We start from the raw sequence: 660 nt of genomic DNA, 5'->3' as shown, positions 1-660 counted from the left end.
TGATCGCCAAGGCATCCACCACATGCACTTGTTCGCTTGACCCTATAACAAGTGTGTCTCAAGGAGACATCCTGCTACAGGTGAGTTCTCGCATTTGTGCCGTATTCCAAGTCATCTTTCGATCACTTAAATACATTTTGGTTGATACAATCACAACCCGGTATCACGCTTTGTACTGCAGCGTCTCATCAACGCTCGCGCGACACCTTTACTACATCCCATATTGTTAAAGAACAGCCGATCTTGCGATCGCTTGGCAATGCCAAATGCAAACACTCAAGTCTTAAGCGCTTGCATTTGGCCAACCAAACCAAGGTACCAGGTAGTGGTGGAGGATGACGGGATCGAACCGACGACCCCCTGCTTGCAAAGCAGGTGCTCTCCCAGCTGAGCTAATCCCCCCTCGGATAACTTGGTGGGTCTGGTAGGACTTGAACCTACGACCCCCGCCTTATCAAGACGGTGCTCTAACCACCTGAGCTACAGACCCTTGGCTGTAACAGCAAACAAACCGATAAGTGTGGACACTGAGCACGCGGAAACGCGCGCCTCTGGAAAGGAGGTGATCCAGCCGCACCTTCCGATACGGCTACCTTGTTACGACTTCACCCCAGTCATGAACCCTGCCGTGGTAATCGCCCTCCTTGCGGTTAGGCTAAC

At 52.0% G+C, this 660-nt stretch carries 2 tRNA genes and 1 rRNA gene; all 3 read right to left on the bottom strand.

Annotation, left to right across the window (positions count from 1 at the left end):
- Positions 1-326: 326 nt before the first annotated feature.
- Positions 327-402, bottom strand: a tRNA-Ala gene (locus LDO29_RS28100).
- Positions 403-413: 11 nt separating this feature from the next.
- Positions 414-490: transfer RNA gene (locus tag LDO29_RS28095), tRNA-Ile, on the bottom strand.
- Between the two features lie 65 nt (positions 491-555).
- Positions 556-660 (bottom strand): 16S ribosomal RNA (locus LDO29_RS28090); the annotation flags it as partial.

This window comes from Cupriavidus laharis, assembly GCF_914271435.1.
GTDB lineage: Bacteria > Pseudomonadota > Gammaproteobacteria > Burkholderiales > Burkholderiaceae > Cupriavidus > Cupriavidus laharis.
The sequence above is the reverse complement of the archived record's forward strand: the minus strand, read 5'-3'. Positions and strand labels throughout refer to the sequence as shown.